Origin of the sequence: Hydrogenibacillus sp. N12 (assembly GCF_019645935.1) — a bacterium.
In the GTDB taxonomy this organism is placed as follows: domain Bacteria; phylum Bacillota; class Bacilli; order Thermicanales; family DSM-22653; genus Hydrogenibacillus; species Hydrogenibacillus schlegelii.
In genome coordinates this window covers 2,012,607-2,038,539 of the sequence record NZ_CP080953.1, presented here as the reverse complement: position 1 = coordinate 2,038,539, position 25,933 = coordinate 2,012,607, and the positions used below count along the sequence as shown (strand labels likewise).

General features: G+C 66.7%; 22 protein-coding genes. 9 read left to right on the top strand and 13 right to left on the bottom strand.

The genetic code is table 11. The annotated features are described in order from the left end of the window. Positions 1-7: 7 nt before the first annotated feature. Positions 8-1,117 carry an NAD(P)/FAD-dependent oxidoreductase gene (locus K2M58_RS09560; RefSeq protein WP_220677364.1) on the bottom strand — a complete coding sequence of 370 codons (1,110 nt, stop codon included), beginning with the start codon at positions 1,115-1,117 and terminating at the stop codon, positions 8-10. A gap of 102 nt (positions 1,118-1,219) precedes the next feature. Between K2M58_RS09560 and K2M58_RS09555 the strand changes: the two genes are divergently transcribed. Continuing rightward, positions 1,220-1,546, top strand: coding sequence for a hypothetical protein (locus tag K2M58_RS09555; RefSeq protein WP_220677363.1), 327 nt, complete (start codon positions 1,220-1,222; stop codon positions 1,544-1,546). Between the two features lie 151 nt (positions 1,547-1,697). Here the strand turns inward: K2M58_RS09555 and K2M58_RS09550 are convergent, their stop codons facing one another. Next, positions 1,698-1,922, bottom strand: a complete 225-nt coding sequence (locus tag K2M58_RS09550) for a hypothetical protein (RefSeq protein ID WP_220677362.1) — start codon at positions 1,920-1,922, stop codon at positions 1,698-1,700. Between the two features lie 175 nt (positions 1,923-2,097). On the opposite strand from K2M58_RS09550, the gene K2M58_RS09545 reads away from it, so the two are divergent. Next, a complete protein-coding gene (locus K2M58_RS09545) occupies positions 2,098-2,946 on the top strand; it encodes a Cof-type HAD-IIB family hydrolase (protein ID WP_220677361.1) in 849 nt (282 codons plus the stop codon). Between the two features lie 36 nt (positions 2,947-2,982). Further along, complete coding sequence (locus K2M58_RS09540; protein ID WP_220677360.1) at positions 2,983-4,077, top strand: glycoside hydrolase family 130 protein; 1,095 nt, start codon at positions 2,983-2,985, stop codon at positions 4,075-4,077. Here the strand turns inward: K2M58_RS09540 and K2M58_RS09535 are convergent. From K2M58_RS09535 to K2M58_RS09510, 6 genes are all read right to left on the bottom strand, one after another. Continuing rightward, entirely contained in the window at positions 4,038-5,072 is a 1,035-nt protein-coding gene (locus K2M58_RS09535; RefSeq protein ID WP_220677359.1) for an ABC transporter ATP-binding protein, read from the bottom strand. The two genes, K2M58_RS09540 and K2M58_RS09535, sit on opposite strands and share 40 nt — an antisense overlap. Before the next feature lie 67 nt (positions 5,073-5,139). Beyond that, positions 5,140-6,150 (bottom strand): ABC transporter ATP-binding protein, encoded by a 1,011-nt coding sequence (locus K2M58_RS09530; protein WP_220677358.1) that lies wholly within the window; start codon positions 6,148-6,150, stop codon positions 5,140-5,142. 78 nt (positions 6,151-6,228) lie between these two features. Further along, positions 6,229-7,482, bottom strand: coding sequence for an NAD(P)/FAD-dependent oxidoreductase (locus K2M58_RS09525; protein ID WP_220677357.1), 1,254 nt, complete (start codon positions 7,480-7,482; stop codon positions 6,229-6,231). An 88-nt stretch (positions 7,483-7,570) separates the two neighbouring features. Further along, the gene (locus K2M58_RS09520) at positions 7,571-8,461 is read right to left on the bottom strand and encodes an ABC transporter permease (RefSeq protein ID WP_252393450.1); all 891 of its coding nucleotides are present in this window, start codon (positions 8,459-8,461) and stop codon (positions 7,571-7,573) included. 33 nt (positions 8,462-8,494) lie between these two features. Continuing rightward, positions 8,495-9,499, bottom strand: a complete 1,005-nt coding sequence (locus K2M58_RS09515; RefSeq protein WP_220677356.1) for an ABC transporter permease — start codon at positions 9,497-9,499, stop codon at positions 8,495-8,497. 80 nt (positions 9,500-9,579) lie between these two features. Further along, positions 9,580-11,154 carry an ABC transporter substrate-binding protein gene (locus K2M58_RS09510; RefSeq protein WP_252393449.1) on the bottom strand — a complete coding sequence of 525 codons (1,575 nt, stop codon included), beginning with the start codon at positions 11,152-11,154 and terminating at the stop codon, positions 9,580-9,582. 335 nt (positions 11,155-11,489) lie between these two features. On the opposite strand from K2M58_RS09510, the gene K2M58_RS09505 reads away from it, so the two are divergent. The 6 genes from K2M58_RS09505 (at position 11,490) to K2M58_RS09480 (ending at position 19,635) form a co-directional block, all read left to right on the top strand. Next, positions 11,490-12,263 (top strand): 3-oxoacyl-ACP reductase, encoded by a 774-nt coding sequence (locus tag K2M58_RS09505; RefSeq protein ID WP_220678879.1) that lies wholly within the window; start codon positions 11,490-11,492, stop codon positions 12,261-12,263. 247 nt (positions 12,264-12,510) lie between these two features. Next, positions 12,511-13,536, top strand: coding sequence for a DUF1028 domain-containing protein (locus K2M58_RS09500; protein ID WP_252393448.1), 1,026 nt, complete (start codon positions 12,511-12,513; stop codon positions 13,534-13,536). A 281-nt stretch (positions 13,537-13,817) separates the two neighbouring features. Further along, a complete protein-coding gene (locus tag K2M58_RS09495; protein ID WP_220677354.1) occupies positions 13,818-15,260 on the top strand; it encodes a class I SAM-dependent rRNA methyltransferase in 1,443 nt (480 codons plus the stop codon). 172 nt (positions 15,261-15,432) lie between these two features. Further along, complete coding sequence (locus K2M58_RS09490; RefSeq protein ID WP_220677353.1) at positions 15,433-17,040, top strand: gamma-glutamyltransferase family protein; 1,608 nt, start codon at positions 15,433-15,435, stop codon at positions 17,038-17,040. 409 nt (positions 17,041-17,449) lie between these two features. Beyond that, a complete protein-coding gene (locus tag K2M58_RS09485; RefSeq protein WP_220677352.1) occupies positions 17,450-18,658 on the top strand; it encodes a globin-coupled sensor protein in 1,209 nt (402 codons plus the stop codon). 53 nt (positions 18,659-18,711) lie between these two features. Further along, positions 18,712-19,635 (top strand): methyl-accepting chemotaxis protein, encoded by a 924-nt coding sequence (locus K2M58_RS09480; RefSeq protein WP_220677351.1) that lies wholly within the window; start codon positions 18,712-18,714, stop codon positions 19,633-19,635. Between the two features lie 149 nt (positions 19,636-19,784). On the opposite strand, the gene queF is transcribed toward K2M58_RS09480, so the two are convergent. From queF to K2M58_RS09455, 5 genes are all read right to left on the bottom strand, one after another. Then, complete coding sequence (gene queF / locus K2M58_RS09475; RefSeq protein ID WP_252393447.1) at positions 19,785-20,261, bottom strand: preQ(1) synthase; 477 nt, start codon at positions 20,259-20,261, stop codon at positions 19,785-19,787. After that, positions 20,230-20,847, bottom strand: coding sequence for a queuosine precursor transporter (locus K2M58_RS09470; RefSeq protein WP_252393446.1), 618 nt, complete (start codon positions 20,845-20,847; stop codon positions 20,230-20,232). The genes queF and K2M58_RS09470 overlap by 32 nt, the downstream gene beginning before the upstream one ends. Positions 20,848-21,196: 349 nt before the next feature. Beyond that, the gene (locus K2M58_RS09465) at positions 21,197-23,149 is read right to left on the bottom strand and encodes a heavy metal translocating P-type ATPase (RefSeq protein ID WP_220677349.1); all 1,953 of its coding nucleotides are present in this window, start codon (positions 23,147-23,149) and stop codon (positions 21,197-21,199) included. 527 nt (positions 23,150-23,676) lie between these two features. Further along, positions 23,677-24,804, bottom strand: coding sequence for an ABC transporter ATP-binding protein (gene ugpC, locus K2M58_RS09460; protein ID WP_220677348.1), 1,128 nt, complete (start codon positions 24,802-24,804; stop codon positions 23,677-23,679). Positions 24,805-24,871: 67 nt separating this feature from the next. After that, complete coding sequence (locus K2M58_RS09455; RefSeq protein ID WP_252393445.1) at positions 24,872-25,933, bottom strand: helix-turn-helix domain-containing protein; 1,062 nt, start codon at positions 25,931-25,933, stop codon at positions 24,872-24,874.

Genomic DNA, 25,933 nt, shown 5'->3' with positions numbered 1-25,933 from the left:
GTTTGCGTCAACCGCCGGCCTCGGAGGCGTCCGCTTCGGAGAGAATCTGCTGCGCTTCCAGCCAGAGGACGGCCCGCTTCGCCGCTTGCATGCCGCTGCCGACGGCGGCGGCGACGCTCCGCTCGCTGGCAGGAAGCGCCGCGTCGCCGGCGATCCAGATGCCTTCCGGCACGGTCTCCTCCAGCATCGCTCCGCCGGCCGCCAAAAAAGCGTCCTCGGCCTGCGATCGGCCGGGGTCGGAGGCCTCCGTCCAGATCGGCGGGAGGACGGGTTCCATGCCGATGCGAAGGAGGACGTCGTCGGCGGTCAGGACCGGCGGAAGGCTTTCCTCCGTCTTCCCGGCGCCCGCTTCGGAGGGGGGGCCGTCCGAAGGGGCGAGCAGGAGGCGATAGCGCGGGCCAGGGCCGTCTGAGGCTTCGATCCGCCGGATGACGGTCCGGTAGAAGATGCGGATGTTTCGGTGGGACGGGAGTTTTTGCCGCAGGGCGCTGCGCGCCTTGAGCGCGGCCCCCCGGACGAGGAGCGTGACAACCGCGGCGTGGGGCGCGACGTTCAGCGCCCCCTCGACCGCCCGGTCGCCTCCGCCGACGATGACTACGGCCCGGCCGTGAAAGCGCTCGGCGTTCCGGCTGGTGGAACTCCAGGCGCTTTCGGCGATGAGCGCTTCCCCGGGGACGCCGAGACGCCGGGGGCGGGTGCCGGTGGCGAGGATGACGGCCCGGGCGCAGAGCACGGAGGCGCCTCCGTTTTTCCGGTCGGTCGACGCCGGGACTCCGGCATCGGGGGGGCCTGTTTTTTTTCCCGGAACGAGGAGAAAGTGCGGTCGGGGTTCCGTCCGGTGGAGAATGCCGGCGATCGGGACGCCGAGGGCGATCGAGACGCCGGCCTGCCGCAGATGGTCCAAGAAAAGGCGGATGAGCTCCGGCCCGTCGCGGGCCGGAAGCCCCAGGTAGTCGATGATCGGTTGATGGACCGCCTGAAGCTGGCCGCCCGGCCGATCGGCGGCTTCAAACACAGCCGGCATCCAGCCGAGGCGGGCGGCCCAGAGGGCGGCGGAGAGCCCCGCCGCCCCGGCGCCGACCACCGCCAGCGGCCGGCAGGGGCGGTCTTCCTTCATCGCCGTTCCGTCCTTTCGCATATATATGAAATGAATGCCGGGGAAAAGCCGGCCTCGGTGAAGGGGATCCGGCGCTGGCCGGCGAAGGAAGGAGGGGCGGCGATGACGGTCAACCAGGTGGCCCTCGAATGGGTGCCGGTGATCATGGCCTTGGTCACCCTGACCAAGCGCTATCTTCCGCGGGCCTATGCCCCGCTTTATGCGATCGGCTACGGCATCTTGCTTTCGCTGGCGCTTCAGTATCCGGACATCCGGGCGGATAATGTGGTCAACGTCTTCCTGCAGGGGATCGTTCTGGGCCTCGTGGCCAGCGGCCTCTACGAAGTGCCGGGGGTGAAAAAATATGAGCTTCTGCTCCGGCCCCCGGGCGGCAGCGGCCCGCCGGGCGGATCGACCGGACCGGAAAGTCCGCCGCGGCCTTCGGGGTGACCGTTCACGCGGTCTTTTCTTCCGGTCCGCTCGCAGGCCCGCTCGGGACAAGGGCGTTCGACACGCCCCGGGACTGTCCGAGCCCCGGCCGGGCGCCCGGATCGATGAAGCCCTCGGGATAAGCGCGACGGAAAGCTGCCGGCGGGCCGTCTTACGACGGCCGGTGCCGGCGGCGGATCGCTTCCCGAGCCCGCCTGAGTTCCGTCGGAGGCCAGGGGGAGCTTTTGCCGCGGGCGTAGCGACGGACGTCCCGGTCCTGATGGTGGTGGGCGAGAAGAAGCTGCCGCTTCATAAAGTAGACGCCCAGATAAAACCCGATGATCCCCGCCGCGACCGATGCTATAATGACTATAATGACAAGGAAGATCCAGGACATCCCCGGTCAGGCCCCCTCTTCGCATCACCGATGCTTTCATTGTATCATTCCGGTGCCGGCGGTAAAACTCCTGTCAATGCGAAAACTCCGGTCTCTCCGCCGGAAGCGCCGAAGCCGGACGATGTCTGAGCGGCCGGGCCGGCGGTCGAGACCGGCGCCGGTAGGGAGGATGAAAGTGGCGAGGGATTTTCGCATGGTGCTCGTCGACCTCGACGGCACCGCCCTCACGTCGGAAAAGACGATCACGCCCCGGACGCGTTCGATCCTCACCCGGCTGGAGGCATCCGGCGTCCGGGTCGTCATCGCCACGGGGCGGGCGATATACTCCGTCCGGACATTGTTTCAGGACGTTCCGTTCCAGGGACCGGTCATCGCCTTAAACGGCGCGGCGATCTTTTCCGGTCTCACGGGACCGCTCTGGCACGTCGAGGCGATCGACGCCGAGGCGCTGGATCTGACGATGGCGGTTCTCGGTCAGGAACGGCGGATCCGGAATCTCCTGTTTGAGGCGCCGGATGCGTATTTTGTCTCCCGGTTCGACGACGAGGTGCGGACGACGTTTGCCGATTACCGGAACCTGGAACCGCATCCCCTCGAACCCGATCGGGTCCGACAGGCGCCGGTGACGAACATCCTCGTCCGCCCCGAGGAGCCGGACAAAGAAGCGGTACACGCTTATTTGAGCGCGCTTCTCGGAGCGCATGTCCGCTTCATCCGGACGACGTGGACGTGGCTCGAGGGGCTCAAGGCCGGCGTGACGAAAGCGACGGCGATGCACGTTCTGGCCCGGCGGTTTGGCATTTCGCCGAGTGAAATCGTCGCCGTCGGCGATGAGTGGAACGACGTCGAGATGCTCCGGGAAGCGGGGCTCGGCATCGCGATGGCGAACGGCAGCGACCTCGCCAAAGCGGCGGCCGATGTCATCGCTCCGCCGAACGACGAAGACGGCCTCGCCCGGGTGCTGGAAGACGTGTTTGCGGTCCGCCTGAAGGACGGCGCCGGCCGGGGAACCGCTGGGGGCTGAACGGTTGAACGGTCGGAAGGAGGCGATCGGAAGGGAATGGGGGCGGTGTTCGAACGGTGCGGTCCGGCGCCGCTTCTTCAGCCGGACGACGTGCCGCCGGTCGTCCCGGGGGATGAGGTGATCGGCGTCTTCAATCCGGCGGCGGTCCGGTGGGAAGAGGGCCTCCTCCTCATCTTCCGTAGCGCCGAGCGCCCGCGTTCTTCGGCGGGGCTCCTTCGGGTCCCGGTCTACGAGGAAAGCGCTCCGACGCCGGAGGGCGGCGGGGGAAGCGCCCGGCAGGTTCGAATGTTCCGGTTCGACGACGATCGGTATGACTTTTCCGACCCTCGGGTCGTCGTCGAGCGGGACGGCCGGCGGATCGTCGCCCTCACGTCGTTTTCGTTCTTGCGGCGGGCCGTCCTCCGGCCGGACGGGCAGGTGGAGGTCGACCCGCGGCCGATCCTCTGGCCGTCGGACCCGGCGGAGGCGTGGGGAATGGAAGACCCCCGCATCGTCGCCGTCGAGGGCCGGCTCGTGCTTTCGTATGCGGCGGTGTCGGCCCGGGGCATCGTCGTCATGCTGGCGGCTTCCCGGGACGGGAGGACGTTCGAGCGGCTCGGCGTGGCGCTCCCGCCGGAGAACAAAAACGCCGTCCTCTTCCCCCGCCGCTTGGGCGGCCGCTACGTCCTCCTGCATCGGCCGGTGCCGGCCGGCATCGGGATGCCGGACGTCTGGTACGCCGCCTCGCCGGATCTCCGGCACTGGGGCGAGCACCGGCCGGTCTTTGGCGTCCGGCCGGGGGCGTGGGACGAGGCGCGGGTCGGTGCCGGTGCGCCGCCGATCGAGACAGAGAAAGGCTGGCTCCTCTTCTACCATGGCGCAGATCGCCACAACCGCTACGCCATGGGGGCGGTGCTTTTGCACCGGGACCGGCCGTGGGAGGTCCTCGCCCGGACGGCGGCGCCGCTTCTGGAACCGGAGGCACCCTACGAGCGCCGGGGCTTTTTCGGCGGCGTGGTCTTTCCCACCGGCGCCGTCCTCGACGAGGACGGCACGGTGACGGTGTTTTACGGCGCGGCGGACGAAGCGATCGGCTGCGCCCGGGCGCCGCTTCAGGCGGTGCTGGAGGCGCTTTGGACGTCAAATAAATGACAGGCGACCGCGTGGCCGGGGCCGACCTCCCGAAGGGGCGGCCGAACGCTCCGGCAGACGTCCATCGCCTTCGGGCAGCGGGGGTGAAAGACGCAGCCGGACGGCGGCCGGGCGGCGCTCGGAATCTCTCCGGTGAGGAGGATCCGCTCCCGCCGCCGCTTCGGGTCCGGCACCGGGACCGCCGCGAGAAGCGCCTGGGTGTACGGGTGAAGCGGGTCTTTGAACAGGCTTTTTTTGTCGGCCAATTCGACGAGATGGCCGAGATAAAGCACGCCGACGCGGTCGGAGATGTGCTTGACAACGCTGAGATCGTGGGCGATAAAGAGGTACGTCAGCCCGAACTCCTCCTGCAGATCCATCATCAGATTGATGATCTGCGCCTGGATCGACACGTCGAGGGCGGAGACCGGCTCGTCGGCGATGACGAGGCTCGGACGGATCGAGATGGCCCGGGCGATGCCGATCCGCTGCCGCTGTCCGCCGGAAAATTCGTGCGGATAGCGGTTCGCGGCATCCGGCGGCAGGCCGACGATCGCAAGCAGGCGGCGGACTTCGTCCCGACGCTCTTTTTTGCCGAGGTCGGTGTGCAGCATCAGCGGCTCTTCGATGAGAGTGCCGACGGTCATCCGGGGATTGAGGGAGGCGTAGGGGTCCTGAAAGATCATCTGGATGTGCTTCCGGTACGGCCGGAACTGGGCCGGCTTCAGGCGACTGATGTCGGCTCCGCGGAAGCGGATGGCGCCGTCCGTCGGATCGTACAGGCGGACGATCAGACGGCCGAGCGTCGATTTGCCGGAACCGGATTCGCCGACGAGGCCGAACGTCTCTCCGGCGCGCAAGGTGAAGCTCACGCCATCGACGGCCCGGACGGCGCCGGTGGGGCGGCGGAAGAGGCCGCTTCGGATCGGGAAATATTTTTTTACGTTTTCGAGTTCCAGAAGCGGGGGTGTAGCGTTGTGCCTCGCAGCGACGGCCTCCGGCAGGGGATGAGGCATGGCCAGATCCCTCCTTTTCTTGGGAAAGCGCCGCCGATGCCGAAGCGGCGGTCGGCGTCGGGCCGGTTCATCCGTTTGAGGCGGCCGCCGCCGGTTCGACGGGCAGCGTCTCGGCGAGGTGGCAGCGGACCCGGTGGCCGTCCTCCGGCCGGCCGAACGGGCGAAGCGCCGGCATCGCCGCGCACGCTTCGGTCCGGAACGGGCAGCGAGGAGCAAACCGGCAGCCGGGGGGAAAGGCGTGCGCCGGCGGAACGGTGCCGGGAATCGCCTCGAGGCGGGGCCGGTCGTCGTCGAGGCGCGGCATGGAGCGGATGAGCCCTCGGGTGTAGGGGTGCCGGGGATCGTCGAAGAGGCGCTCGACCGGCGCTTCTTCCACGATCTGGCCGGCGTACATGACGGCCACCCGATCGGCCATCTCGGCGACGACGCCGAGGTCGTGCGTGATGAGAAGGAGCGCCGTGTTCGTTCGGCTTTTGAGCTCGCGCATGAGGTCGAGGATCTGGGCCTGAATGGTCACGTCGAGGGCCGTCGTCGGCTCGTCGGCGATGAGGAGGGCCGGTTCGTTGATCATCGCCATGGCGATCATCACGCGCTGGCGCTGGCCGCCGGAAAGCTGGTGCGGATAGGCGCGAAGCATCGCCTCCGGCCGGCCGATGCCGACCCGTTCGAGCCACGTCGCCGCCAGCCGCTCGGCTTCGGAACGCCTCATGCTCCGGTGCACGCGGACGGCCTCGACCAGCTGCTCGCCGATGGTAAAAACGGGGTTTAAGGCCGTCATCGGTTCCTGGAAGATCATGGCGATGCGGCGTCCGCGGATGCGGTTCATCTCGCGCTCGCTCTGCTTAAGGAGGTCGCGCCCTTCAAACCGGATTTCGCCCGCGACGATTTTCCCCGGCGGGTCCGGGATGAGGCGAAGAATCGAAAGGGACGTGACGCTTTTGCCGCTCCCCGACTCGCCGACGAGGGCGAGCGTCTCCCCGGAGAAGATGTCGAGATCGACGCCGTCGACGGCCCGGGCTACCCGGCGACCGCTCGTAAACATCGTGGTCAAGTTGCGCACCGAAAGAAGCGGCTCCATCGTCACCCTCCTCCGTGGATCGGTTCGGTCCGCCTTGGGCGATCGGGCGGATGCGGCGGACGCCCCGATGCCCGCCCGCTAACGCAGCGGGTCGAACGGTCGAAGTTCTGCCGGGATGTTCCCCGTCGTCACAGCTTCGGCCACGAGCTTTCCGGTCACCGGTCCGAGGAAGATGCCCCACATGCAATGTCCGCCTGCCACGAACACGCGCGGCGAGGCCGTGCGGCCGATGAGCGGCAACCCGTCCGCCGTGCAAGGACGCGATCCCACCCATTCATCGCGGCGATCGGCAAAGTCCGCTTCTTCCAGGAGCGGCTCGACGGCCTTGATGATCGCGTCGATCCGGCGCGGATCGAGCGGTTCTTCGGGGCGACGGAATTCCATCATTCCGGCGACCCGAAGCCGGTCCCCCAGCGGCGTACAGGCCACCCGCTGGACGGGAAAATAAACGGGTCCGGCAGGAAGACGTTTCATCGGGATGCTGAAACTGTAGCCCCGTCCGGCTTGCACGAAGGTGCGGACACCGAATCGTTTGGCCAACCGGGAAAGATCGGCGCCGGTGGCGATGACGACGGCGTCTGCCGTCAGGCGCTCGCCGTTTTCGAGCACCACGGTCGCTTGCGCGTTTTCATCGACCACTTCGCGAGCTGCCGTGCCTTCCCGAATGTCTCCTCCCCGATCACGGACGGAGCGGGCCAGGGCGTCCATGTATCGGCCCGGGTGGATGAACCGCTGACCATCCAGGCGCACGGCAGCGCGGACCCGGCTCGACAGGGCGGGCTCCAGGCGTCGGGCATCTTCACCGGTGAGGCGTTCATACTCGACTTCGATTCCTTCTTTCCGGAGGGATTCGAGTTCATCGATGAGCTCTTGGGCTTCCTCCGGCGTCTGGAACCCGGCCAAAAACGGCTCGGCGTCGTACACCGGTTCGCTGATGCTTTCGGCCAGCGCGCCGTAAGCCGCGTAGGCCCGGCGGATCATCGGGGCGTAAGCCCGGACCCCTGCCGCCCAGCGGGCGTGGGTGCTGTGGCGGGCAAAGCCGAGCAAAAAGCGAAGCAGGCTTAAGCTCGGCCGGATCGGCACGTAAAGGGGCGAGTCCGGACGAAAGAGGGCCCGAAGCCCGAACCGTAACACCGACGGATGCGGAAGCGGGGCCGTAAGGCCCGGCGTCAGCCAGCCGGCATTGCCCCATGAAGCTCCGGCGGCGACATGCCGGCTTTCGAGGACCGTGACGTCGACGCCCCGCTCCAGGAGAAACCAGGCGGTCGAAAGCCCGACCATGCCGGCGCCGACGACGACGACGCGGCGGGGTTGCGCCGCTTTTTGGGGCACGACCTTCCCCCCTGATGTTCGTTTTGGTAGGAATCAGCTTCGCGTTCACAGCGGAGCGCGATCGCAAAGTTAGTCGGGCGAAGAACTCTCATGGCCGGAGTCGCGGATCAAAGACATCCCGGAGAGCGTCTCCGATCAGGTTGAAGGCCAAAACCGTAAGCATGATGAAAAACCCGGGGAAAAACATCGTCCACGGCGCGATTTGGAAATACTCTCGCGCATCGGCCAGCATCCGTCCCCACTCTGGCGTTGGCCGTTCGGCACCCAAACCGAGGAATCCGAGGGCGGCCGTTTCGAGGATTGCCGTGGCGATGCTCAAAGACGCTTGGACGATGATCGGCGCTGTCGCATTCGGCAAAATGTGGCGAAAAAGGAGGCGGGCATCGCCGACGCCGATCGTGCGGGCCGCGAGCACAAATTCTTCCTGAGCCAGCTGTTGTACCCGTGAACGAACGAGCCGACCAAAGGTCGGGATATTAATGATGGACACCGCGATGAGCGCCTTCATCAGGCCGCCGCCGAGAATGGCGACGATGGCGATGGCAAGAAGAATGCTCGGGAAAGCGAACATCGTGTCAAACAATCGAGAGATGAACGCATCGACGGCCCGTCCAAAGTAACCGGCGAGAAGGCCGAGGATCGTCCCAACCGCGGCGGCACCGGCGACCGCGACGAAGCCAACCCAGAGCGAAATGCGGGCCCCGTAGGCGACGCGCGTCAATATGTCGCGCCCCAAATCGTCGGTTCCGAACGGATGGGACCAGGTCGGCGGGGTCAGGTGGTCGGTGAGGGAAGGTTCGTTCGGATTGTAAGGGAGCATGAGCGGTCCAAAGACGGCAAGAAGGACGAGAAAAAACAAAAGCCCTGCTCCTAGGCGAAAAAAACGGTGACCCCAGAGAAGAGCAAAAAAGCTGGGTTCGCTTTTGCCGACCGGTGATTCGGCAGCAAACGGTACAGAAGAAGGCGCAATCTCCGGCAAGAAAAACCCTTCCTTCCCAATACTTTTTCGTTTTTATCGGTATTGAATCCGCGGGTCCAACCAAGCGTAAAGAAGATCCACGATCAGGTTGATTAGCACGAAAAGGGTGGCGACGACCAAGATGCCGGACTGAATGACGGGATAGTCCCGATAACTGATTGCTTCATAAATATATCTTCCGATGCCCGGCCAGCCGAAAATCGTCTCCGTCAAAACAGCGCCGCCGAGCAGAAAGCCGAATTGCATGCCGATGACGGTGAGGATCGGAATGAGGGCGTTTTTTAGGGCGTGCTTGTAGACGACCCAAAGCGTCGGAACCCCCTTCGCCCGGGCGGTGCGGACGTAGTCGGAACGGAGAACCTCAAGCATTGACGATCGGGTGATGCGGGCGATGATCGCCATCGGAATCGTCCCGAGGGCTACGCCGGGAAGGACGAGGTGGCGGGCGACGTCGACGAACTGATCCCATCGTCCGGCGAGCAGGCTGTCGAGCAGATAGAGATTGGTGATGGCGTTCACTGGATCCCGCGGATTATCGCGGCCGGAGGAAGGAAACCAGTGGAGCACTTCGGCAAAGATCCACTGTTCCATCAGCCCGAGCCAGAACACCGGCACCGAAACGCCGACGAGCGCAAGGAGCATCGCGGCGACGTCAAACGAGGAATTTTGTCGCCAGGCGCTGAGAATGCCGAGGTTCGTGCCCAGGACGACGGCAAACAGGAGGCTTGCGACGGATAGTTCGACTGTTGCCGCCAAATAGGGGCCGATTTCTTCGGCGATCGGCCGACCCGTGCGCAGCGAGACGCCAAGGTCGCCGGTGAGAATCCGCTTCAGGTACAGGCCGTACTGGACGAAAAGCGGCTCTTGGAGGCCGTATTCGACGTTCAGACGTTCGATGGCTTGGGGAGAAGCACGCTCACCAAGGATCGTCGTCGCCGGATCGCCAGGGATCAAGTGAACGATGGCGAATACGACGATCGACATGCCGAACAGGACCGGAATAAGCATGAGGAGCCGCCGAACGACGTAACGGAACATGGGACCTTCCTCCGAACGGGAAACGGCGCCCGCGCGCGGCTGGCGCCGTTTCACCAGGTGGTCTCATGGGAAACTCGCCATTACTTTTCAAAGTAAACGTCAGTCAATTTGTCGCTTCCGCCCGGATGAGGGGTAAACCCCTTGATCGTCGGTTTTCCGGCGAGGGAAGAAATGGAGTGGACGAGCGGCACCATGGGAACGTCCCGATGGATGATCTCCTGCGCCTCCCGATAGAGGGCGGCTCGTTTGTCGGGATCGAGCTCTTTTTGCGCTTGCGTAAGCAGTCGGTGGACGTCTTCGTTGTCGTAGAATGTTCGGTTCGATCCGCCGGCGTTGTCCTTGTCCAAAAGGACGTAAAGGTAGTTGTCCGGGTCGCCGTTGTCTCCAATCCAGCCGAGAAGGAAGAGGTCGGCTTTTCCCTGCTTGGTCTCGTCGAGGTAGACGGCCCACTCCGGTGAGACGATCTTCGATTTTAACCCGATGGCGGAGAGGTTGGCCTGGATCGCTTCGGCGATCTTCGGACCGTTCGGCATGTACGGCCGGTAGACGGGCATGGCGTAGAACAGGACTTCTCGGCCATCGTAGCCCGAGGCTTGGATCAGAGATTTGGCCTTTTCCAGATCAAAGGGATAGTCTTCGATGGCATCGTTGTAGCTGGCGATCGTGGGTGGCATCGGGTTTTTCGCCGGCTCCGCCTGATCGCTGTAAAACGCGGCGATGAGCGCCGGTTTGTCGATGGCGTGTGCGACGGCCTGACGGACGCGAGGATCGTCAAACGGCGCTTTTTTGGTGTTAAATCCGAGGTAGCCGACGTTGTTCGGCGGTCGATCCCAGACTTGAAAACGTCCGTCCGCTTTCAGCGTTTTGACGTCGCTCGGCAACACGCCGTCGATCAGGTCGACATCGCCGGATTTAAGCGCCTGAAGCCGGGCCGAGTTGTCTTCGATGACGGTAAAAACGATCCGCTCCAGCTTCGGCGCGCCGCCCCAGTAATCGGGGTTTCTTTCGAGGGTGATCGATTGCTTCGGCTTCCATTCCTTGAAAACGAACGGTCCCGTGCCGACCGGGTGTCGACCGAAGTCGGCGCCGTATTTTTCGAGCGCTGCCGGCGAAGCGATGGCAAAAGGGTCCATGGCGATGTTCTGAAGAAACGGCGCCTGGCGCTCTTTGAGCCGGAACTGAACGGTGTGGTCATCGATCGCGACGACGTCTTCGATCAGGTCGCCGAATTGGGACCGGTAGTATTCGAACTCGGCGTAGTGGGGGTCGTTCGGGTTCGTCCAGCGCTTGAAGTTGTAGACGACGGCGTCGGCGTTAAAATCTGTGCCGTCGTGGAATTTGACCCCTTTCCGCAGATAAAACGTGTAGACGAGACCGTCGTCGCTGACTTCCCATCGTTCGGCCAGGGCGGGCCTGACCTCAAAACTGTCCGGTGCATACTGGAGGAGCGGTTCGAGGATGTTTTTCGTTACTCGAAGCGATTCTCCGTCGGTCACCGTCGCGGGATCGAGAGAGACCGAGTCCCCGCCGCGGGCGTAGACGAGGACCGTCTGGGCTTTTTGTTCTTTGCCGCCTTCGCCTGAAGTCGTTTCGCCGGCCGGGCTGCTGGCTGGTTTGCCGCCGCAGCCGGCCAGGGCGATCGCTGCAGCAAGCATGATGAGGCTCCCGCGGAAAGCCCCAGGATGCCGCCATGGCATCGTCAAAGGGACCGACCTCCTTTTTCAGGGGATGGAGCGGGGCATCCGAAAGTTGAATAGCTAGCCTTATTCTAACCCATGGTCGTTTGATTGTAAATGATTAAATTTGCATATTGCATTTGTTTTTTCTATGCCTTTCATGCAAAATAGAGGGGCTAAAAGCGCTGTGCGGAGGGGTGGATGGTCGGTTCTGTGACCGGTGATTAACATTGACTTATAATGGAGGCAACCTGAACCGAGCGCACCGATTGGAAAACCATTACAGCCGAAAGGGGGGGCGTGAGCGCATGTCGCTGGGGCTGGAACGGCGCGTTGTGCTCGTCACAGGGGCCGGCCGGGGGCTGGGGGCCGCGATTGCGCGGGCGTTTGGACAGCAGGGGAGCGCCGTCGTCGTGAACTATTACCGGAGCGAAGATCTTGCTCGGAGCGTGGTGGAAGCTATCCGCCGACTCGGAGGACGGGCGGTAGCGCTTCAAGCCGATGTGCGGGATTTGGCCCAGGTCGAAAGTATGGTTCGCGAAGCCGCGGACGTTTTTGGACAGCCGGTCGATGTGGTGGTGAATAATGCGCTGGTGAATTATCGCTTCGATCCCGAGGTCCGAAAGCCGGCATGGGAGATCTCATGGGACGATTATCAGGCGCAAATCGACGGGACGCTCAAAGCCGCTTTCAACACGGTGCGCGCCACGGTCGAATCCATGATGGAGCGGAAATTTGGCCGTATCATCAACATCGGTACAAATTTGCTCAACCATCCGGTGGTCGCGTACCATGACTACACGACCGCGAAAGCGGCGCTTTTAGGATTCACGCGCAATTTGGCGCAAGATCTCGGACCGTACAACATCACGGTCAATACCGTGGCCGGAGGTCTCCTCCGGATGACAGATGCCAGCTCTGCCACGACGCCGGAGGTATTTGCGCTGATCGAAGCCAACACGCCGCTTCGCCGCGTCACGACCCCGGAGGATGTGGCGCAGGCGGTTCTCTTTTTTGCTTCGGATTGGGCCGCGCAGATCACCGGCCAATATCTCGTCGTCGACGGCGGGTTGGTGATGCCCGGCTGACAAAACGAATCTGGAAGCGGAACTCGGGGAATGAACAGGCGAAGACCGGGGGCAAAGGGAGAGGAAAGGCCGGCAAATGGAAGGAGCGGGCGGACGGGGCGCGCTCGCGCCGAGGCGATGGTGCGGCGCTCCCGTCCGGCGAGAGGGGTTGGCGAGGGGAGGCGGCGGAAGGGGTCGGCCGTTGGCGATTGCCCCGCGTCGCGGCCGTTCGCTTTGCGTCTTGAAGGAACCGAAAGGAGGGTCCCGTTTGTCGCAAAGGGCAAACCGAATCGCGCCGGCGCCGGTGGTCACTTTTTCCATCGTGGCCTACGACCCGGCGACCGGCGATGTCGGAGTGGCGGTGGCGTCGAAGTTTCTCGCCGTCGGGAGCGTCGTGCCGTGGGTCAAAGCCGGCGTCGGGGCGGTGGCGACGCAGGCGTGGGCGAACCCGCAGTACGGGCCGGAGGGACTCCGGCTCATCGCCGAGGGGAAGTCGGCGGAAGAAGCGCTGGCGGCCCTCGTCGCCGGAGATGAGCGGCGGGCGGTGCGGCAGGTCGGCCTCGTCGACGTCCGGGGCGGCGCGGCGACGTACACCGGGGAGGCGTGCACGCCGTGGGCCGGCGGCCGGACGGGGCGGCACTATGCGGTGCAGGGCAACATTCTCACCGGACCGGAGGTCATCGAGCGGATGGCCGCGGCGTTCGAGCGGACCGACGGGGAGCTCGCGGAACGGCTGCTGCGGGCGCTTTGGGCCGGCGAAGCGGCCGGCGGCGACGCCCGGGGGAAGCAGTCGGCGGCGCTCGTCGTCGAGCGCCCGGGCGGCGGCTATGACGGCCTTTCGGACCGGTACCTCGACCTTAGGGTCGATGATCATCCGGAGCCGGTGCGGGAACTCGAGCGGCTTCTTCGCCTGCATCGGCTGTATTTTCAGCGGCCGAGGGCGGAAGACTTCGTGACGATCGATGCGGCCCTTCGGACGGAGCTCGTTCGGGCCCTTGCGCGCCTCGGGTATCTTCGGAGCCGGGAAGATTCCGGGACGGCGCGGCCGGGCGGCGCCGGAGGAGAAGGCGGCGCAGAAGAAGCGGTCGGGTCCGGGCGAAGGCTCGGCGCCGGTGTCCCTTCCCCCGGCGACGCTCCGGAGGCGCCGGTCGATCCGGCGGCCGTCACGGAGGCGGCGTTCCGGGCGGCGCTTCAGGCGTTTCACCTCCGGGAAAACTTTGAGATGCGGCTTCCGCCGGAAGGGAAAATCGACCGGGCGGTGCTCGCCTATCTCCGGGAGCGGGCGGCCCGCTAACGGGCAGGGGCCGGCGCCCCGGCGGGCCGGGCGGGTGGCCGGTTGGCCCGGCGATGGACGCCGGATCCGGCCGGAGCTCTCCGCACGCCGGCCGTGTCGCGGACGGCGCAACCGGAACGCGCGAGGCGCCGGCCGTAACACAGACGGCTCGGCCGTAACGCACGAGGCGCCGGCCGTGTCGCGGGCGGCGCAACCGTAGCGCACGGGACGTCGGTCGGGGAGCCTCAGGCGCCGGCCGAACGCCCGGAGGTAGAATCCTGAATCACAAGGGAGCATTATCGATGCGATCGTCCGACGATCTCCGCGCTTTTGCCTCAGCGGCTTCAGAGGTTTATGGTCTCGTTTCCGGCGATCTCCGAACTTCCGGCGATCCCCGAACTTCCGGCGACCCCCGAACGGCGGTCCGGGGACGGGTCGTCCTCTCGCCGACGCGGAAGCGACGCTTGGAAGCCGGCCATCCGTGGGTGTTTCGGACGGAAGTGCTCCGGACGGAGGGCGAGGTCGCCCCGGGGGACGTCGTCGATGTCGTCAACCATCAGGGGGTGTTTCTCGCCCGAGGGTTTGTTCACCCAGCGTCGCAGATCTTCGTCCGCGTGCTCACGTACGACCCCGCGGAGCGGATCGATGCCGACTTTTTCCGCCGGCGGATCGAAGCCGCCCGCCGCTTGAGGGAGCGGTTTTTGGACGACCCGGCTTTCGGACGGATGGTGTTCGGCGAGGCGGACTTTCTCCCGGGGCTGATCGTCGATCGTTTCGGCGACGTCCTCGTCGTGCAGATGCTCTCCTACGGCATGGACGTCCGGCGGGACTGGATCCGGGAGGCGCTTGTGGCGGCGTTCAGCCCGCGAGCCATCGTGCTCCGGAACGACGTCCCGGTGCGGGAAAAAGAAGGCCTTCCGCAGGAAGTGGGCCTTCTCTACGGCGAAGCGCCGGAAGCGGTGGAGGTCCGGGAGCACGGCCTCGTCTTCCGGGTGGACGTCTTCCGCGGGCAGAAGACCGGCTACTTTTACGACCAGCGGGAAAACCGCGCCGCCTTAAAGCCGCTCATAAAAGGCTGGGGACCGGACGGTGCGGCGGGGGCGGAGGTGCTCGACTGCTTCAGCCACACGGGCGCCTTTGCCGTCCACGCCGCCCACTACGGCGCCCGGCGGGTGCTGGCGGTGGATGCCTCCGAAGAGGCGATCGCCCTGGCCCGGGAGAATGCCGAGCGGAACGGCCTTCTGGACCGGATCGAGTTTCGCGTCGGGAACTGCTTTGACGTGCTCAGGGAGCTGGAGGACTCCGGCGCCCGGTTCGACGTCGTCATCCTCGATCCGCCGGCCTTTGCCAAAAGTCGCCAGGCGCTCGAGGGCGCCCTCCGGGGCTATAAGGAGATCAACCTCCGGGCGATGCGCCTCCTCCGGGAAGGCGGCTTTCTCGTCACGGCGTCGTGCTCGGCGTTCGTCGACCGGGAGCGGTTTCTCGGCGTGATCTCCGAGGCGGCCTTCGACAGCCGCAAAATCCTCCGGCGCATCGCCTTTCGGACCGCCGCCGCCGATCACCCGGCCCTCCTCGCCGCGCCGGAAGAAGACTATCTGAAGTTCGGCATCTTCGAGGTGCGAAGCCGGGGGTGGCGCCCGAGCCGGGGCAAAAGGCCGGTCGGCCATCGACGGGAGGAGCGGATCGGAACCGGGGCGGTCCGGGCGCGGGACGTCGAGGAGGGCGAGGGGGGAGGGTCCGAATGAAGCCGGTCGCCCGGCGGGCGAAGCCGGAAATCGCGGTGAGGCGGGCGGGCGCATGATCGTCCGGCGGGCGGCGCCGGTCCTTTTCTGAGGCGGCATCTCGCTTCGGCGGCGGTCCGGCCGGCCGTTCGTCGGGCGGTCCTTGGGCGGCAAAAAGCGGCAGGAGGGATGAGGGATGCGCTTCGATCCGCATTTTTACCCGTATCCGTCACGCCGGACGGTCGTCTACGCCCGGCGCGGCATGGTCGCCACGAGCCAGCCGCTCGCGGCGCAGGCCGGGCTCCGGATGCTCCTTCAGGGCGGGAACGCCGTCGACGCCGCCGTCGCGACCGCGGCGGCGCTTACGGTGCTCGAACCGACGTCGAACGGCATCGGCGGCGACGCCTTCGCCCTCGTCTGGCACGAAGGCCGGTTGTACGGCCTCAATGCCAGCGGCCCGGCGCCCGGGCGGCTTACGCCGGAGGCGCTTCGGGAGGCCGGCTACGGGGCGATGCCCGAGACCGGCTGGGCGCCGGTGACGGTCCCCGGCGCGCCGGCGGCGTGGGCGGCCCTGTCGGCGCGGTTCGGTCGGCTTCCGTTTTCGAAATTGATCGAGCCGGCGATCGAATACGCCGAGGCGGGCTTTCCCGTCTCGCCGGTCGTCGCCGAACACTGGGCCCGGGCGGTCGAAGCGTACCGCCGCCGGCTCGAGGGGCCGCTCTTTCGGCCGTGGTTTGAGACGTTTGCCCCGGCCGGCCGGGCGCCGGCGGCCGGGGAGGTCGTCCGCTTTCCGGACCACGCCCGGACGCTTCAGGCGATCGCCGAAACGCGGGCGGAGGCGTTTTACCGTGGCTCGATTGCGGAGGCGATCGACCGCTTTTCCCGGGAAACGGGCGGGTTCCTCCGCGGCGAGGACCTCGCCGCTTTTCGGCCGGAGTGGGTTGAGCCGATCCGGGTTTCGTACCGGGGGATCGACGTCTGGGAGCTCCCGCCGAACGGTCAGGGGCTGGTGACGCTTCTTGCCCTTCGCATTCTGGACGGGCTTGCCCTTCAGGGGCGGGAGGACGTGGAAACCGTCCACCGGGCGATCGAGGCGCTCAAGCTCGCTTTTTCCGACGGCCTGGCTCGGATCGCCGATCCCCGGGTCGCCGACGTCCCCGTCGCCGCCCTGTTGTCCGACGCTTACGCGGAGAAGCGGCGCCGGGCGATCGGCGACCGGGCACTCGATCCGGCGCCGGGGCGGCTTCCGGCCGGCGGGACGGTGTACCTCGCGGCGGCGGACGGCGACGGGACGATGGTCTCGTTCATCCAGAGCAATTACATGGGGTTCGGCTCCGGCCTCGTCGTCCCGGGGACGGGGATCGCCCTTCACAACCGGGGGCTCGGCTTTCGCCTGGAGCCGGATCATCCGAACGCCCTGGCGCCGGGGAAGCGGCCGTATCACACGATCATCCCGGGGTTTCTTGCCGCCGGCGATCGGCCGCTCGGGCCGTTCGGCGTGATGGGCGGGTTCATGCAGCCGCAGGGGCACCTGCAGGTGGTGATGCACCTCGTCGATTTTGCCCTGAACCCTCAGGCGGCCCTCGATGCGCCCCGCTGGCGGTGGGTCGAAGGGCGGACCGTCGAGTTTGAAGAGGGCTTTCCGCCGACGGTCGTCCACGCCCTCGAGCGGCGGGGGCACGATGTCCGCTGGGCGGTCGGGCCGGCGGCGTTCGGCCGGGGGGAGATCATCCTCCGGCAGCCGGACGGCGTTCTCGTCGGCGCCGCCGAACCGCGGGCAGACGGCACCGTCGCCGCGTGGTAGAGGGAAGCCGGTGCGAACGAAGCCCGTTCCGGCCATGGGAATCGCGTCGGCGGGGGATCCGACCTGACGCCGTCGCCGTGCGGCGGATCGGGTCGCTTGCGCTCGATGCCTTCGCCCCGGCGTCGGCGGTGCCCGCGCCGCGGTCCCGGCCTAACGGACCGTTGCCGATCGACCGATATCCTTTTTGAGAAATCTTCTTGAGAAGTCCCTGTCGAAACGGGGAAGTCCGAAGCACGAGGGGGATATCGCGTTGCTCGATCGGCGTTTTTTTCGGCACCTCGTGAGGATAACCGGGGCCCGGCCTTCGGCCGACCGCGCTTCCGCCCGGTCCGAACGTGTGGGGGATCCGGAAAGCCGGGGCGACCGGGACGGCGGGGAAGGCATCCGGATTGCGGATGAGACGGTGCGGATGCGGCTTCAGCTGATCGGCCTGGGGGAGGCCGACCTCGCCGCCGTCCGGGCGGCGGCACCCCGGATTCGACCGAAGCTTCCGGCGATCGTCGAGGCGTTCTACGATCGCCTCCTGGCGGTGCCGGAGCTTCGCCGGATCATCGAAACCCACCGGGGGGTGGACGCGCTCAAGCGGACGCTCCACCGGCACCTGGAAGAGATGCTCGCCGGCGTGATCGACGACGCCTATCTCGCCCGCCGTCAGGCGATCGCCCAGGCGCACGTCCGGATCGGTCTTCCGAGCCCGTGGTATCTGGCTTCGTTTCAAGTGTTGCTGAGCGAAATCCAGGCGGCGCTGGCGGGCGATCCCGTTCGGGAAGCGGCCGAAGCCGATCGGGCAACGCTGGCGTTTGCCAAGCTGTTCAACCTCGAGATGCAGCTCGTCATCGAACGCTACGACCGGGACCGGGAGACCCTGCAGGAAGCGACGCTCCGCGAGAAGCGGGCGATCGCCAAACGGCTGAACGAGCTTTCGGAGCATCTCCTCGCCCTCGCCGAAGAGACGAGCGCTTCCCTCCAGGCGCTCAAAGAAGAAGGGGCGAACCTCCTGGCCGTCGGGGAGGAGACGGCGGCGCTCGGCACCCTCGTTGCCGGACACGCCCGGGGCGGCGTGGAAGCGCTGGAGGCCCACGGACGGCACCTTCAGGCGGCGGCCGTGGCCTTCGGCGACCTCGCCGACCGGGCCAATGAACTGATGTCCATCTCCGAGCGGATCGACGGCGTCGTCCAGCTCATCCGCGGCGTCGCCGAGCAGACGAATCTTCTCGCGCTCAATGCCGCCATCGAAGCGGCCCGGGCCGGGGAAGCCGGCCGGGGCTTTAGCGTCGTCGCCGGAGAGATCAAAAAGCTCGCCGATCAGACGAAAGCGCAGCTTGCGAGCGTCACCGAGCTCATCGAGACGACGAAGGCGCACATCGCCGCGATGCAGTCGCTCACGGAGGCGACCGAAAGCCGCATCGCCGACGGCGATGCGAGCCTGCGATCGGTCGCCGACGACTTAAAAGACCTCGCCGATCGGGCGGACAGGCAGTCGGCCCGGACGACGGAGCTCGAGGCGACGCTCCGGCGGTTTGAAGCGATGCTCGAGGACATTGCCCAGGCGTCCGGCGGCGTCGCCGCGGAGGCGGAGCGGCTGAACGAGACGGCCCGACAGCTCACCGGCGCGTAGCGCCGGCCCTCCTGCTCCGGCGGCGGGACATCGGCTCGGACGAGGTCGCCGCCTTGATTCAGGCGATCGATCGGCTCTTTAACTTTGAGATGCAGGTGGTGCTCACCCTCTACAACGCCGGCCGCCGGCTGGCGGCCCAGCAGGCGGAAGCGGCCCGGCGGGAGGCCCTCGCGGCCGAACTGTTCGACGTGGCCCACGAGCTTGCGGCAAGCGCCGAAGAGGCGAACGTCGCCATGCGAACGTTGGCCGAGGCCCAGTCGATCGCCTGGAAAAAAAGCGAGGAGACGACGACGTTAAGCGGCCGTGCCTTGGAGCAATCCGGTTATGGCCGGCGGGCGATCGAGGAAAACGCCGGGCGTCTGGAAAGCATGCAAATGACGTTGGCCGATCTCCGCGACCGGACGAAAGCGCTGGTCGACCTTTCCCGGCGCATCGATGAAGTCGTGGCGATCGTCCGCAACGTCGCCGAGCAGACGAACCTCCTTGCCCTCAATGCCGCCATCGAGGCGGCCCGGGCGGGAGAGGCGGGCCGGGGCTTTGCCGTCGTCGCCGGCGAAGTGCGGAAGCTCGCCGAACAGACGAAGCAGTCCCTCGGCGAAGTGCGGGCGATGATCGAAAAGACCAAGGCCCTTTCCGCCGCGATGGACGAAGCTGCCCAAAAGTCGGAAGCCGTCTTCGTCGAGCTCGCCGAAAGCCTGCGGACGACGGCATCGGCGTTCGGTGAGATCGTCGACGTCGCCGAAAAGCAAAAGGCGGCATCGGCCGATGTCGAGGCGGCGATGACGAACCTGAAGACGATGGCAGACGACCTGAGCCGCACGATCGAACAGGTCGCCGTCCTCGGCGAACGACTGAGCGAGCTGGCCGGATTGCTTCAGTCGGGCGAAGGAGAAACTTCGGAGCCTTCCCGTCCGTCGCCGTCTTCCTCGGGCGCCTTTCGCTCCGAAGCGGCCCCTTCGGTCGCCGACCGGCGATGATCGGCAGGCGAGCGCCCGAAAAAGGCGCCGGGCGCCGCCGAAGCCGTTCGAGCGGCCGAAAAAAGCCCGGGATCGATCCCGGGCTTTTTTCGTGGGTGCCGTTACAGAACCCGCCGGCTTCATCCCCGGAATTCATTCCGGGGAGGAGGTCAACGGTTGTCGACTTTTTCGGGGTACATGTCGTGCTCGTAAAGGCGCTTTTTCGCCACTTCTTCCCAGGGCGTCCCCGGCTTGCCGTAGTTGACGTACGGATCGATGGACAGGCCGCCGCGGGGGAGGAACTTGCCCCAGATCTCCAGGTACTTCGGCTCGAGCAGGCGGACGAGATCGTCCCGGATGACGTTCACGACCGATTCGTGAAAGGCGCCGTGGTTCCGGAAGCTGAAAAGATACAGTTTGAGCGATTTGCTCTCGACGAGCCACCGGTCCGGCACATACGAGATATAAAGCGTTGCAAAATCCGGCTGGCCGGTCACCGGGCAGAGGGTCGTAAACTCCGGCGCGTTGAACTTGACGAACATGTCCCGATCGGGGAAGGCGTTTTCGAACCGCTCCAGGACCGACGGGTCGTAGGTCGTGGGGACGGCGCTCTTTTTACCGAGCGCGCGGAACGGCGACGGGTCCACGGTCATCCCTCCTGGCCCAGGCGACGAGAAGATACGTAAACGGTGTGCCGAAGACGGCGAGCGTCGCCTTGATCGCGTATTCGGTGCCGATGATCTGCCACAGGGCGGCGGTCGGGTACACCCCGTAGAAGGCGACGAACGTAAAGAGGGTCGTGTCGATGAGCTGGCTCGTGAGGATCGCCGCGTTGTTCCGAAGCCACAGATGACGCCCGCGGGTGAGCGCCCGTAAGGTAAGGAAGATCGTCACGTCGAGATGCTGCGAGACGGCGTAGGCCGTCATCGACGCCAGCGCGATCCGGGGCACGCCGCCGAGGACTCGGGCATAGGCGTCCTGGTCGGCGTAAAACGGTGCCGCCGGCATCAGCACCGCGATGGCGTACATGACGGAGACGGCGAAGTTGACGCCGAGGCCGGTCCAGATCGTCCGGCGGGCGGCGGGCTTGCCCCACACTTCGGCGATCGTATCGGCGATGACGAAGCTGATTGGATAAAACAAGATCGCCACCGTCGCGTACGTGACGCCGAAATCGGCGATCTTCGACGCCGTCGTGTTGGCGACGATGACGACGGCGACGAAGAAGCCCACCAGCGTGTTCAGACGCCCGACGTGCGGCTCGAGCGGATACGGTTCACGGATGGCGCATCCCCCCCGGGAAAGTTTTGATAACGCGGGTTGGCTTCGACCGCGCCGCCGGCAGGCCCTTCGCGGAAAACGCGCCCTCGACACCGCCGGAAAAAGGCACCGGCCGGCGGATGAGGTATGCGATTGTCGTCCCTCATTGTATCAGTCTCCGGGTCGAGGCAAAAGCGCCGTCCAGGCGCCCGTCGGAGGCCGAGAAAAAAACGCCCGTCCGATCGGACGGGCCGATGGATTGGCGAGGACGTGGCCGACGCGTTCGCGAGGACGGCCGGTCCCTCCGCTCCCCGTCGTCGGGCTAGCCGCGGAGGAGCCGGAGGGCGTTTAAGATGACCAGAATCGTCGATCCTTCGTGGCCAACGACGCCGAGCGGAAGAGGGAGCGCGGCGCCGAAGTTCACCGCGATGAGGAGCACAATCACGCCGGCGGCAAAGGTGAGGTTTTGCTTGATGATCCGCTCCGTCCGCCGGCCGAGCCGGACGGCGTGGACGAGCTTGGCCAGCTGGTCGTTCATGAGCACGACGTCGGCCGTCTCGAGGGCGATGTCGCTCCCGGCGGCGCCCATCGCCACGCCGACCGACGCCCGGGCGAGGGCGGGAGCATCGTTGATGCCGTCGCCGACCATGACGACGGTGCCGTGTTTCCTCCGGAGCTCGTCGACGATGCGGGCCTTGTCGTCCGGGAGGAGTTCGGCGTAGACGAGATCGATGCCGACCTCCCGGGCGATCGCCTCCGCCGGCGTCCGGTGGTCGCCGGTGAGCATCGCGACCCGGACGCCCATCGCCCGGAGGGCCGCGATCGCCTCCTTCGCTTCGGGCCGGATGACGTCTCGCAGGGCGATGAGGCCGGTCAGGCGCCCGTCTTCCTCGACGAGGGCGAATGTTTTTCCTTCTTTTTCCATATCCCGGATCGCCGCCCGCCACGGGTGGTCGTCCGGAAGCCCGATCCAGACGACGCTTCCGATCCTGAGGACGCGCTCTCCAAGGCGGACGGTGACGCCAAGGCCGGCGTGGGCTTCCAGGTTGTCGACGTCGAAAAGCGGCACGCCCTCCCGCTCGGCGTAGGCGACGATCGCCCGGGCGATCGGGTGTTCCGAAAGGCGCTCGGCGGAGGCGACCCGGCTCAGCCATTCCCGCCGGTCGACGTCGTCGGCGACGAGGACGTCGGTGACCTCGTGCCGGCCGGCGGTGATCGTGCCGGTCTTGTCGAAGGCGACGACCTTCGCCCGGCCGAGGTACTCGAGATACGCGCCGCCTTTTAAGAGCAGGCCGTTTCGGGCGCCGTTCGACATGGCGGCGAGGATCGCCGGCGTAATCGAAGCGACGACGGCACACGGCGAGGCGACGACCATAAAGACGATCGCTTTGTAAAGGGCGGCCGTCCAGCTGAGGTGAAAGACGGTCGGGAGCGCGACGATGAGCAGGATCGTCACGACGAGGACGCCGTAGACGTAGGCCCCTTCCACCCGGTCGATGAACCGCTGGGTCGGCGGCATGCTCTCTTCCGCTTCCCGGACGAGCCGGACGATCTTCGCAAAGAGCGTCCCTTCCGCCCGCTGGGTGACGCGGATCTTGAGGGCGCCGTGGGTGTTTTGCGTCCCGGCGTAGACGGCATCGCCGGGCGCCTTGTCCACCGGGACCGACTCTCCGGTGATCGCCGCCTGGTTCACGCTCGAGGTGCCCTCGAGGACGACGCCGTCGATCGGCACCGTCTCCCCGGGCCGGACGAGGACGACGTCGTCGACGTCAAGGGCGTCGATCGGGACGATCTCTTCCCGGCCGTCCACGAGCCGCGTCGCCGTCTTCGGCTGGAGCGAAAGGAGCCGGGAGAGGTCCCGGCGGCTTCGGGCGAGGGTCATCGTCTCGAGGGCGCCGCTCATGGCGAAGATGAAGATGAGGACGGCCCCTTCCGTCCAGTAGCCGGTGGCCGCCGCCGCGGCGGCGGCGAGGATCATGAGCACGTCGACGCCGAGTTTTTTCTGACGGAAGAGGAGGGAAAGCCCCTCCCGCGCTTTGTGGTAGCCGCCGACGGCGTAGGCGAGGAGAAAAAGCGGCACGACCGCTTCGGCGCCGGCGCCGAAGGCTTGAAGCGCCCAGGCCGCGGCGGTGAGGGCGCCGCTTACGAGGGCGAGGACGAGCTCGCCGTATGCCGCCCACCATCCGGCCCGGCCCCCCGCGCCGCGGTCGGTCGCCTCGGCCTTCGGCCGGCAGGCGCAGCCGGCGGCCCGATCTACATCTTTCGCTTCGATCATCGTCCAAACCTCCGGGGGGGATCTTCTTTAGGATGGATTCCACATTAGAATTATATTAATTAGTCTTCCCCGGCGCAAGGCCGGCCGACCCGGAAAGAAGCGCAAAAAAGGAAGCCTATTCAAATCTCAAACGAAAAAAAACTCCGGCCGGCCGGAAGGCCGGTCGGAGGCTTAAGGGCGGGGCGACGGTTCGGACCGGAAGCGGATGGAATGGGGTTGCGGAACAGAGGCCGCTTCGGCGCGGTCGGCGCGGCGGTCGCTCGGCGGGCCGCTTCGACGCGATCGGCCGGAGCAGCCGATCGGCGCCCGCTTCGGCCGGAAGCGCCGATCGCCGATGCGGCGGGCGCCGGTCGTTCGGCCTTGCCGATCGCCGATGCGGCGGGCGCCGGTCGTTCGGCCGTGCCGATCGCCGATGTGGCGGGCGCCGGTCGTTCGGCCGTGCCGATCGCCGATGCGGCGGGCGCCGGTCGTTTGGCTGCGCTGATCGTCTGCGCGGCGGGCGCCGGTCGTTCGGCCGCGCCGATCGCTTACGCGACGGTCGCCGAACGTTCGGCCGGGGGGCGGACGGCGAGCTCCGTCTCCGGGTCGAAAAAGTGGAGCTTTTCGGGGTGGAAGCCGAGGGTCACCCGCTCGTGGGGCGTCACCCGGAGCGAGGCGTCGACCCGGGCGACGATTTCCGTCGCCTCGTCGACGGCGATGTAGAGGTACTTTTCCGAGCCCATGTTCTCCACGACGGTGACGGTGCCGGAGAAGGTGAGCCCTTCCGGTCCCCGATCGATGATGTCCTGAGGCCGGATGCCGAGGATGATCGGTCGCCCGGCGTAGCCCCGCTCCCGGAGGACGGCGGCGTCCGGCTCCGGCACGGCGAGCGAAAGGTTGGGCGCCTGGAAGCGGAGGATGCCGCCGGTGTCTTCCAGCGTCCCGCGGAGGAAGTTCATCGCCGGGGAGCCGATGAAGCCGGCGACGAAGAGGTTGACCGGTCGGTGGTACACCGCTTCGGGCGTGCTCACCTGCTGGATGACGCCGTCTTTCATGACGACGATCCGGTCGCCCATCGTCATCGCCTCGGTCTGGTCGTGGGTGACGTAGATCGTCGTCGCGCCGATCCGTTCGTGAAGCTTGATGATCTCCGCCCGCATCTGCACCCGGAGCTTCGCGTCGAGGTTGGACAAGGGCTCGTCCATGAGGAAGACTTGCGGTTCCCGGACGATCGCCCGGCCGAGGGCGACCCGCTGCCGCTGGCCGCCGGAGAGGGCCTTCGGCTTTCGGTCGAGGAGGTGCTCGATGGCGAGGATGCGGGCCGCCTCGTGGACCCGGCGGCGGATTTCGTCTTTCGGCACCTTGCGAAGCTTCAGGCCGAAGGCCATGTTGTCATAGACGGTCATGTGGGGGTAGAGGGCGTAGTTTTGAAACACCATCGCGATGTCCCGGTCTTTCGGCGGGACGTCGTTGACGAGCCGGTCGCCGATGTAAAGCTCCCCTTCGGTGATGTCCTCGAGCCCCGCGATCATGCGGAGCGTCGTCGACTTGCCGCAGCCGGACGGGCCGACGAGGACGACGAATTCACCGTCCTCGATGGTGAGGCTCACGTTTTTGACCGCGACGAAGCCGTTCGGGTAGCGCTTCGTGACGTTTTTCAGGACGACGCTGGCCATCTTCCCGCTCCTTTCGCCTTGAATTCGGCTCGCCCGGCCCGCCGGGCGGCGTCCGCCTACTCTGACTCTACCGGCGATCGGTGGCCCAAGCCATGGGCAGGCTGCACAACGGGGAGAAGGGCCGGTCGGGGAAAAGGAGCCGATCGATGAAGAAAAGGGCGACGGCGTCGTCGAAGCGCCGGGGGTCGAGGTCGGACGACTGCCGGATGCGCTCGATCCGGTAGAGGAGGGTGTTCCGGTGCAGGCCGAGGCGCCGGGCGGCCCGGGAGACGCTCAGGTGCTCGGCCCAAAGCGCCCGGACGGTCGCCCAGAGCTCGTCCGGCCAACCGGCCGGCGGCCGACGCCGGAGGGCGGCGGAGAGGCCTAAGACCGTTCTCCCTTCGGATCGGGCGGCCGGCCGGGCCTTCGCCGGCGGCGCCTCCTCGCCGCGCCGACGAAGGCGCCCTTCCTTGGGAGCATTCGGCGCGGCGCCGGGCGCCGGGCCGAGGCCGGGGATGAGGAGGTCGGGAAGCTTTCGGAGCCAGGGGTCTGCCGTTCCGGGAGCGACGAGCCGGGCGGCGGCCCGAAGCCACGGCACGGCTTCCGCTTCGCCCGCCCCGAAGGCGAAAAGGTCCCCGGCGGCGTGCCGGCTTCCGGAAGCCGAGGTCCTTTGAAAAGCGTCGCTCTCTTCGGCGGCGAACGCCGCTTTTGCGCCGTCGGGACCTCCATGGGGGAAGGGGCCGTCAAAGGCGACGGAAACCCGGAGATGGGCTTCCTGCGTCCAGGCGTCGACGAGCCCCCGTAGGGCTTCGCCGGCCTCGCCGGCGCCGGCCAGCCAGGGCGTCGAAAAGACAAACCGCCCCTCCCGGGGCGAGAGCACCGTCCAACGGCCGGGCAGGCCGTATGCTTCCGCGACTTCCGCCAGCCGGCCGAAGGGATCGGCCGATCCGGGCGGGTCACCCGGGTCCGGCAGGCGGATGACCGCCGCCCAGCGGGGCGGGCGGTCCGGCGTCCGGCCCGCCCCAGAAGGACGGAAAGAAGCGGCATCGTCTCCGGCGCCGGCGGGACGGTCGGACCTCGGGCGCTCCGGCGCGGCGTCCGGGCGAGTAAAAACGGCGTCGTGCAGAAGTTCATGGTCCGAATCGCGCAA